Genomic DNA, 9143 nt, shown 5'->3' with positions numbered 1-9143 from the left:
AAAATGCATTCGCATTTTCTTCGTGCAGTGCTTATTCGAGGAAGCTTATTCAATGTCCTGCGGGAAGAGAGGGAGCGGGAGACCCCGCAGGCGTGAAACGCCGAGGAGGCTCCCGTTCCTCCCCGCGGTTCGCTGCGTGACTGGAGCGGAAATCAACGGGCAAGCTTTATAGTCCAATAACAACAATCTATATGAAAAGAGCCTATAGAAAGATAGACAAACCTATCATTTTAATATCCTCAGTATAGGGAGCGCAGACCTGCATTTCTTTCGGAATGAAGCAAGTTTACCACAACCGTTTACCTGCTTCTTTATTCTTTATCCGAACCCCCGCCAAAAGTTTCGGGAATCATCGTGAAGCCTTCAATCACGGTATCTTCTTCCACTTCGATCATCAGGTAACGCTTGCCGTCAAAATGGACTTGTTTAACATATCTAAGATCCTGGGGGCTGATGGAAATGTTGGCTGCTTTCGTGCTGATTTTTATTGATTTTGAATTAAATTTAGGAAGGACGCTGTTTGCCTTTATTTCATATTTGTCATCGTCGATAATTTTTTGATAAGCGGATTGGACCTTTTCTGAATTAATATCTTCGAGACCGCTCACCTTTAAAACACGTTCTACGTCTTGATAATCCAGCTTCGGCGGTTCATCCTCTTCGTTTTCCACGATCATCCGGTTAATCTCTTCATATACATTGGAAAGTGTTGATGTGCTTAGCTGATCTCCTGTTACGTCTTTAATAATTTCCTCGAAAACGATTTTATCATCCTGGGCGGTCATCGTTTCTTCCCCGTTTAGAACGTCCTCTATGAACAGGTGGTCGGGCTCATGGACCTTGCCTGCTGAATACAAGACGTGATTGACATCAGCTGCATGGTCGGTGAAGCAAGGAAATAGGAACCCTGAAATGGGTGATTTGAGGTTGATAATCGGATCAACAGTAAAATGATATTTAAATTCCTTTTCTACATAGTCAAAAAGCAGTTCTTTCTTCGGTTCTTGCGTGTTATTTATACTGCAAAGTATAAAGGGATGAGAATAAACGGCATCCCGTTCACTTTCTTCGGCTTCTGCATTGCGGCGTTTCATTGGCTTAAGATACTCCCCGCGAATGAAGGTAACGACAATATCCTTTTCATATTGCCGGATTCCCAGCATTTTGCTGACTATCTGAAGCATTTGATCCGTCCAGCCTTCCGCATCACTGCTTAGCAATCCTTGATGCAGGATGAGCTGACTGCTGTTTTCGGCATCCCTCTGAAACTTTAATTCAAAGAGCTTTTCATCCAATTGGCCGCCAAGCAGCTTTTTGAAGTTATCCATAAATAGCTCCTGCTGATCCTGGTCCAGCATTTCAAAAGGCTGGCTCTCATAATGATATATCTCGCTTGATTCCTTCATAATATAGACATTGAAAATATCTGAGATCTTTAGTAAGTCATTATTTAGCTTAAATTGTTTCCGAATCTGTGCGATGTCTTTTTTGTTCACGGTTAATATCCACTCCTAAGCTGCCCAATATGCATATTTACTAGAATAACAAAATACATCAGTTTTATAAATTAATCTATTTATTTTCGCTTTTTTGAAAAGGAATTGTTAATTAAATTTGGCTGGTGATTTGAGAAGCATGGATTAGATATTTACCGGCCGGGGTTAGCTTTGGCGAGGTGAATGTGTAGTGCTGATATTTTGCCGGCTTCGTTCATACGTTAATGATTGGGGGAAGGGCAGGCTCCTTTTCATTGAAAACAAGCATAAAAGGGGAAATGGGAGCTTTCAATTATTGCAATACCTAAATGAAGGTTAAAAGGTAGAGCTAAATAATCGAATTAAGTATGAAACCGAAAATTAATATAGCTGCAAATGTAACAACATTACTCAATAAAAAAATGGATTGTCCTATAATTAGACAACCCTTTTTTGCTGTTATTTATTCAATTCAACCGTTTCATTAACATCTGACGATTTAGAGCTTTGCCCTGTCATCCGTTTATAGAGAAAGGCAATCTTCTTCGTAAAATTACCAGTTTCCCAATATTCGGCTGCTTCTGCTTTTATCTTTATTAAGACAACATTAGGATCATCATAGGAAGTTTGCATAATTTTCTCATATGCTTTGCTCCACAATTCCTTTTTCTTGTCTAAGTCCTCAATGATTTCCGCTTTTCCGCGGACGGAAACATAGGATTTACCTGCATAAGCCACATTAACATCCTGGTCATGTAAAATTTCATCATATTTATTCGTCTCTTTTTTAGTGAAAAACCACAAGTCCCCATCAAACTCTACTTCCTGTGTTTTCATGGGACGGGAAACAAGTCCTTCTTCAGTTACCGTAGTCAGCATGGCCGTGTCTATGTCTTTGATTAACTCTCTAAACGTTTCTATTTCTTCTTGGTTCATCCGGTTAGACATTTCCATCACCTCATAAAAGTTTTATAGAGGTATATTACCCTTTATACCAGTATTTATTCAGGTATGGCTTCACTCAAACAAAAAGAAACTGAACAACCGGAATGTGCGAAATAGTATTTTCCTAATTTAAATCTCAAAAAATAGCCTGATTTTTATTTCGCCAGTTTGAGAGAAACAAAAATTAGAAGCAGAAAGAAGCCAGGCAAGACTTGATTCCCTATATTAGAGCAACGTGTTATATTATGTCAAAGAAACTATTTAAAATATGAGGAGAAGAAAATGCACGCATTGATAATAGGGGCTACGGGAGCAACAGGCAAGGACTTGCTGGATTTATTACTGGAAGACGATTCTTTTCATCAGGTTGATATTTTTGTCAGACGGGATCTTCCTATCCAGCATGAAAAATTAAAGGTGCATGTGATTGACTTTAATCAATCAGAACATTGGAAGCACTTGGTGAAGGGCGATGTTTTGTTTTCTTGTCTGGGAACTACCTTGAAAGCTGCGGGAAGTAAAGAAGCTCAATGGAAAATCGATTACGACTATCAATATCAATTTGCGAAAACGGCCAGAGATAACAATGTGAACACTTATGTTTTAATATCTTCGGGGGGCTCTTCGCCTAATTCTCTCTTTTTTTATACAAGGATGAAGGGAAAGTTAGAAGAAGCGGTAAAAGCTTTAGGATTTCAAAAGCTATCCATCTTTAACCCGCCTGTATTGATCCGAAAAAATAGTGATAGACCCATAGAAGTTGCCGGAATGAAAGCCATACAGTTTTTTAATAAATTTGGACTGCTTCGCTCTCAGGAACCTCTGCAGACAGAAATATTGGCTCAAGCTATGATCCATTCCGTTAAAACAAAAGGAAGCGGCATTTTTACGCTTGAAGGAAAAGCGATTCGGGAATGTGTCGGAATTAAGCAATAGACCAATCAAAAAAATAGATTAAGCTCCTAATAACTTTGTCGAATAAGGTCAAAGTTATTTTTTATGCTGCAATCGTTTTATAGAACATTGGTGCCTGACCCCGGCTGAATTAATACGTTCATGACTGAGGGCAACCCCTAAAATAAACTTTGGTTAGTCCGACCCTGATTTTGTAAAAAGAAGTCTTTTTCGATTTCGGAGTCACCTTTGTTTTATAAATCAAGTGTTCCTCCAATTCTTTTCAGTCTTTTTTAGTAAATCTTTATTTTACTACGCAGAGGAATGGTGTTTGGGGTTGTTTTAACAGGAGATATTTTGGTTGTTTACAGATATTGTGAAGTGAAAATCCAATCAGTTTGATAAAAAGTACTTAACCATGGTATAAGTGTATAAGTAGCAGAAATATGCTGCTTTTTATTTTTGGGATAAATTGTTACCTGGTATCCCATAATGAGAGGATTTGAATTAAATTATGAAAGACAATTTTTGGCGTGAATTACCACGACCTTTTTTTATATTAGCACCAATGGAAGAGGTGACGGATGTTGTTTTTCGCCATGTGGTGAGTGAAGCAGCCAGGCCTGATGTGTTTTTTACTGAGTTTACAAACTCGGATAGTTATTGTCACCCTGAGGGGATTAATAGTGTGCGTGGGCGTTTGACATTTACAGAGGATGAACAGCCAATTGTAGCCCATATATGGGGGGATAAACCTGAGTACTTCCGGCAAATGAGTATTGGTATGGCGGAACTGGGCTTTAAGGGATTGGATATCAATATGGGATGTCCTGTACCCAATGTGGCACAGCACGGGAAGGGAAGCGGCCTGATCCGTCGCCCGGAAGTTGCAGCTGAATTGATTCAGGCGGCCAAAGCAGGAGGTTTGCCGGTAAGTGTAAAGACAAGGCTTGGCTTCACGGAAGTAGACGAATGGAAGGTCTGGCTGAAACACATTTTGGAACAAGACATTGCTAATCTTTCCATTCATCTGCGTACAAGGGACGAAATGAGCAAAGTGCCTGCGCATTGGGAGCTGATCCCAGAGATTAAGAAACTTCGCGACCAGGTGGCACCTGATACCCTTTTGACGATCAATGGAGATATTCCTGACCGTCAGACTGGTTTGAAGCTAGTCGATCAATATGGCGTTGATGGGGTAATGATTGGGCGCGGCATATTCCATAATCCATTTGCCTTTGAAAAGGAGAAGAAAGATCATAGCAGTGAGGAATTGCTTGACCTCTTAAGATTGCATATGGATCTCCATGATAAATATTCGCATTTAGAGCTGCGGCCGTTCACGGCTCTTCATCGCTTCTTCAAGATCTATGCCAAAGGATTTCGAGGGGCGAGTGAATTAAGAAATCAATTGATGAACACAAAGTCAACAGATGAAGTGCGTGAATTGCTTAATAAATTTTCTGCAAAGAATCTTGATGGAATAGGGAAATAGTAGAAGTGTCCATTTCAAGGTAAAAGTGGAGAACTAATATTGGTGCCTGTCCCCGGCTATGTTAAAAAGTTAATGACTGAGGGGCCAGGCACCTTTTTTGTAATTTTATACGTTGTATAGAGCACCATCGATTGTGTATGAAGATGAGCTCACATAGGAAGCTTCGTCAGACAGTAAAAATGCAATTACGTTAGCTACCTCTTGAGGTTCACCGTAGCGTTTCATTGGTACTGCATCATTATAAGCTGCTTTTGCTGCTTCTGCTGCACCTGGTGCAACGTTTTCTTCAATGTTACGCATCATTTTTGTATTAATCACACCTGGGTTGACTGTGTTCACTCGAACGTTAAATGCAGCTGCTTCTAATGCTGCAACTTTATTAATACCCATTACAGCGTGTTTGGAGGAGTTATATAAAACCATGCTTGGTGAGCCGATTAAACCAGCTACTGACGAAGTATTAACGATTGCACCTGATTTTTGTGCTTTCATGATCGGTAATACATATTTTAGACCGAAAAGTACGCCTTTTACGTTAATACCATATACGAAGTCAAAATCTTTTTCTGTCACTTCTTCAAGTGGCTTAGCTGGACCTTCAACGCCTGCGTTGTTTACAAAGCCATCTATACGTCCAAATTTAGACATTGCTTTATCCACATAATTTTTAACATTTTCTTCTTTAGAAACATCCGCCTTTACCGCTAGGCTATTTTTTTCTGTCAAACCAAGCTCGGCTTGAACAGTTTTGATAGCGTCTTCATTTAAATCAACAAGGACAACTTTCGCCTGTTCTCCGGCCAATTTTCGTACTACTTCTTTCCCGATACCGCCTGCTGCACCAGTAACTATAACTACTTTATCTTCAAATCTTGCCATGTTTGTCTTCCTCCTTTTGTGGAAAATAAATTTGAATATATCTCGATTTCGAGATATATAGAACACTTTAAGCATAAAACATGTGTGAAAGGGCTTCAATATGCAATAATAATAAAAATGTATGATAATCAACATATGTATCCATTTTGTACGTTAAAAGTGTAAGAAGGAGCTTTAAAATGTCCATTCAGCACCCCGACAGACGTGTAAAAAGAACAAAAGAGAAGTTTAGAGAAATTTTACTATCATTAATGGAGGAGAAAAGCTTACGTGATATTACGATAACAGAGATTGTAAAGGGTGCGGATTTCAATCGCGGTACCTTTTATGCACATTATGAAAAAAAGGAAGATTTACTGGATGAGATCATTGAAGATATGTTTGATAAAATGACTGAAGCTTTTCGGAAACCATATCTTCATTTATCAGTCATAGATTTCAATGAGATACCGTCAAATTCGATTATCTAATTCGAACATTTTTTAGAGAACAAAAAGTTCTATCAGCTAATGTTCCGTCCAACAACAAACTATAGTTTTCATGAGAAAATGACAAGAAGGCTGGACAAGTTATTCAGGGAAGAATTCGAATTTTTGACCACTGAAATAGACCCTGATATTGATATAGAACTTTTTAGCACCTATCGTATACATGGTATTATCGGATTGATTCTTGAATGGATTGAAAATGATTTTGCACACTCCCCTACCTACATGGGAGATCAGCTCATTCATATATTGACATTTTATACACCGAAAATAAATATTAAAAAGAACAAAGAATGAAGAAGGATATCGAGAAATCAACCAAATTAGGAACTCTAATTAACAATATTTAGAGTTTAGAAATATTTTATTGACAATTTGATTAATTTAAATTATTATCGCTTTAAATAAATTAAAAGTTGAATATTTTTCTTCTTATCCAGAGAGGTGGAGGGACTGGCCCTTTGAAGCCTCGGCAGCAGATTCTTAAGAATACTGTGCCAATTCCAGCAAGCACATCGCTTGATAGATGAGAAGAGGGTTATAAAACTCTCTTCATAGGAGGAGAGTTTTTTTTTATTCATAAACCCAACTTAAGTTATAGGAAAAGTAGATAATTAGGATGCTAGAGGAAAGAAGAGAAATGAAATATGGTTTTTGGTTACCGATTTTTGGAGGCTGGCTGCGAAATGTGGAAGACGAAAATATGCCGCCAACCTTTGAATATGCTAAAAACGTCATTCTGTCTGCAGAAAAATGGGGATACTCGACTACGTTAATAGCTGAGTTATATTTAAATGATATTAAAGGGCCGGACCATGATTCTCTTGAAGCATGGTCCACGGCAGCCGCACTTGCAGGCGTGACGGAAAAAATAGAAATTATGACCGCTATTCGTCCTGGTTTTCATAATCCAGCAGTAGCAGCAAAAATGGCAGCAAATATTGATCAAATCAGCAACGGACGTTTTACTCTAAATGTTGTGTCAGCTTGGTGGGCTGAAGAAGCCCGTCAATATGGCGGTATTTTTACAGAGCATGATGAGCGTTATGCTCGCACCGAGGAGTTCATTGATGTTCTAAAAGGGTTATGGACAGAAGAAATCTTCAATTATTCTGGTCAATTTTATGACTTAAACGACACAAGGCTTGTTCCGAAGCCTGTTCAAAGACCTAACCCGATTCTTTATGCAGGCGGTGAAAGTGAAAGAGGGAAGCAAACCATTGCAGAAAAATGTGATGCTTATGTTATGCACGGCGGAACGGTTGAAGAGATTAATCGAAAAATAGCAGATATGAAGGCACGCCGTGAACAAACTGGCAATGAGCCATTCAGTTCTTTCGGAATGGCAGCTTATGTTATTTGCCGTGATACAGAAGAAGAGGCTTTGGCTGAGCTTGAAAAAATCACGACTGTGAAGGATTCCAGCGGATATGCTGGCTTTAAGGACTTCACGACAAAGTCACAATTGGAGCAGCAAATTCAGCTGCAGGATTACTCAGTTTCTAATCGGGGCCTCCGGCCAAACTTAGTAGGAACACCAGAGCAAATTGCTGATCGGATTTTACAATATGAAGAAGCTGGCCTGGACCTGCTATTATTGCAATTCTCACCTCAGCTGGAGGAAATGGAACGCTTTGCAAAGGCGGTTATGCCATTAGTGGAACAAAAGCGCAGTTTAATAAAGAGCTAGAAAGGGGCCTGAATAATGAGCAAGGTATATGTAATTCATGAAAATAGTGAGTGGACAGTCCATTTAACAAAAAGGTTAGAAGAACTTGGTGTTCCATATGAAGAATGGCATTTAGACGAGGGAACGTTAGATTTATCGGCGGAACCGCCAGAAGGAATTTTCTATAGCCGAATGAGTGCTTCTTCTCATACACGTGATCATCGTTTTGCAGCTGAATTTTCTGGACAAGTATTAGCTTGGCTTGAAGCACATGGCCGTACGGTGTTAAATGGAACGAGCGCTCTAAAGCTGGAAGTTAGTAAGGTTTTACAATACTTAGAGCTAAACAAGTCTGGTGTTAAAACTCCAAAAACGATTGCAGCGGTTGGAAAACAAAACATTATAAAGGCAGCCGAAGCATTTGCAGGACAGTCGTTTATCACGAAGCATAATCGTGCCGGTAAAGGCCTGGGTGTTCAATTATTCCATAGTGTAGAAGCTTTAAAAGCTTATGTTGAAGGACCTGCCTTCGAAGAACCAGTCGATGGCATTACCCTTATTCAAGAATACATTCAATCTCCTGAAAGCTATATAACCCGCTGTGAATTTGTAGGAGGAAACTTTGTTTATGCGGTTAGGGTTGATACTTCGGAAGGATTTGAACTTTGCCCAGCGGACGCATGCCAAATTGGCGATTTATTCTGCCCGGTAGGAGAAGAAGTGGAAGAGAAGCCCAAGTTCCAGATCATTGAAGATTTTGAGGACGATATTTTAGAAAAATATAAAGAAGTACTAGCCAGGAATAATATTCAGGTTGCTGGTATTGAATTTATCAGAGATGCTGAAGGTACCATTTTTACTTATGATATCAATACAAACACAAACTATAATTCTGATGCAGAAGCAAAAGCCGGAAAATATGGAATGCTAGAATTAGCTTTATTATTAAAGAGGACATTGGAAGAAAAATACGCTGTATCAGCAACATCTTAATTTGTGTGGACCTGCATTAGCAGGTCCTTTTGTCTTATTGGGAAAAAGAAAATTAGAACGTAATATGAATTCGAAAGTATCAAAAGGAAAAGGTACTTCAATTCAAAGACCGGCGGCATTTACTGCCGGTCCTTTTTTCAACAATGGGCATTTATGAATTAAGGTGCCCCCGATAAGTTAATACGATAAAGATTGAAGGAACAGGCACGGTTGTAAAGATTTGAATTTTACTAGTCTGACCTGATTTCATTAATGACCTTTTGCGAAATTGGGTTTGTTTCTTTTATCCCAAATGATGAAGTAGT

The 9143-nt window shown here is 39.0% G+C and carries 8 protein-coding genes, 1 pseudogene and 1 riboswitch; of the genes and pseudogenes, 6 read left to right on the top strand and 3 right to left on the bottom strand.

All coding sequences use genetic code 11. From position 1 onward, the window contains the following. Positions 1–311 precede the first annotated feature (311 nt). The gene (locus J7I93_RS14725; protein WP_214726619.1) at positions 312–1496 is read right to left on the bottom strand and encodes a DUF4317 domain-containing protein; all 1185 of its coding nucleotides are present in this window, start codon (positions 1494–1496) and stop codon (positions 312–314) included. A 438-nt stretch (positions 1497–1934) separates the two neighbouring features. Next, positions 1935–2423, bottom strand: coding sequence for a pyridoxamine 5'-phosphate oxidase family protein (locus J7I93_RS14720; protein WP_214726618.1), 489 nt, complete (start codon positions 2421–2423; stop codon positions 1935–1937). 279 nt (positions 2424–2702) lie between these two features. Between J7I93_RS14720 and J7I93_RS14715 the strand changes: the two genes are divergently transcribed. Then, positions 2703–3356, top strand: coding sequence for an NAD(P)H-binding protein (locus J7I93_RS14715; RefSeq protein WP_214726617.1), 654 nt, complete (start codon positions 2703–2705; stop codon positions 3354–3356). A 472-nt stretch (positions 3357–3828) separates the two neighbouring features. Then, positions 3829–4809, top strand: coding sequence for a tRNA dihydrouridine synthase (locus J7I93_RS14710; protein ID WP_214726616.1), 981 nt, complete (start codon positions 3829–3831; stop codon positions 4807–4809). A gap of 105 nt (positions 4810–4914) precedes the next feature. Here J7I93_RS14710 and J7I93_RS14705 read toward each other — a convergent pair whose 3' ends face one another. Further along, the gene (locus J7I93_RS14705) at positions 4915–5688 is read right to left on the bottom strand and encodes an SDR family NAD(P)-dependent oxidoreductase (RefSeq protein ID WP_214726615.1); all 774 of its coding nucleotides are present in this window, start codon (positions 5686–5688) and stop codon (positions 4915–4917) included. A gap of 179 nt (positions 5689–5867) precedes the next feature. Between J7I93_RS14705 and J7I93_RS25195 the strand changes: the two genes are divergently transcribed. The 4 genes and pseudogenes from J7I93_RS25195 (at position 5868) to J7I93_RS14690 (ending at position 8838) form a co-directional block, all read left to right on the top strand. Then, positions 5868–6158, top strand: a complete 291-nt coding sequence (locus tag J7I93_RS25195; protein WP_214988469.1) for a TetR/AcrR family transcriptional regulator — start codon at positions 5868–5870, stop codon at positions 6156–6158. Between the two features lie 12 nt (positions 6159–6170). Next, positions 6171–6473, top strand: a pseudogene (locus tag J7I93_RS25190) (TetR-like C-terminal domain-containing protein); the annotation flags it as partial. Between the two features lie 132 nt (positions 6474–6605). Further along, a riboswitch (SAM riboswitch) is annotated at positions 6606–6709 on the top strand. A 107-nt stretch (positions 6710–6816) separates the two neighbouring features. Then, entirely contained in the window at positions 6817–7866 is a 1050-nt protein-coding gene (locus tag J7I93_RS14695) for an LLM class flavin-dependent oxidoreductase (RefSeq protein ID WP_214726614.1), read from the top strand. A 15-nt stretch (positions 7867–7881) separates the two neighbouring features. After that, on the top strand, positions 7882–8838 hold the full coding sequence (locus J7I93_RS14690) for an ATP-grasp domain-containing protein (RefSeq protein ID WP_214726613.1): 957 nt from the start codon (positions 7882–7884) through the stop codon (positions 8836–8838). Positions 8839–9143: the final 305 nt, after the last annotated feature.

Source organism: Bacillus sp. ISL-47 (assembly GCF_018613175.1).
Classification (GTDB): Bacteria; Bacillota; Bacilli; order Bacillales; family Cytobacillaceae; genus Cytobacillus.
Note: the sequence above shows the minus strand (reverse complement) of the source record. Positions and strands in the feature narration are given on the sequence as shown.

What these genes read in the sequence shown, in the direction of transcription:
- J7I93_RS14720 (WP_214726618.1), bottom strand. Translation starts at nt 2,423, where the DNA reads ATGTCTAACCGGATGAACCAAGAAGAAATAGAAACGTTTAGAGAGTTA.
- J7I93_RS14715 (WP_214726617.1), top strand. Translation starts at nt 2,703, where the DNA reads ATGCACGCATTGATAATAGGGGCTACGGGAGCAACAGGCAAGGACTTG.
- J7I93_RS14710 (WP_214726616.1), top strand. Translation starts at nt 3,829, where the DNA reads ATGAAAGACAATTTTTGGCGTGAATTACCACGACCTTTTTTTATATTA.
- J7I93_RS14705 (WP_214726615.1), bottom strand. Translation starts at nt 5,688, where the DNA reads ATGGCAAGATTTGAAGATAAAGTAGTTATAGTTACTGGTGCAGCAGGC.
- J7I93_RS25195 (WP_214988469.1), top strand. Translation starts at nt 5,868, where the DNA reads ATGTCCATTCAGCACCCCGACAGACGTGTAAAAAGAACAAAAGAGAAG.
- J7I93_RS14695 (WP_214726614.1), top strand. Translation starts at nt 6,817, where the DNA reads ATGAAATATGGTTTTTGGTTACCGATTTTTGGAGGCTGGCTGCGAAAT.
- J7I93_RS14690 (WP_214726613.1), top strand. Translation starts at nt 7,882, where the DNA reads ATGAGCAAGGTATATGTAATTCATGAAAATAGTGAGTGGACAGTCCAT.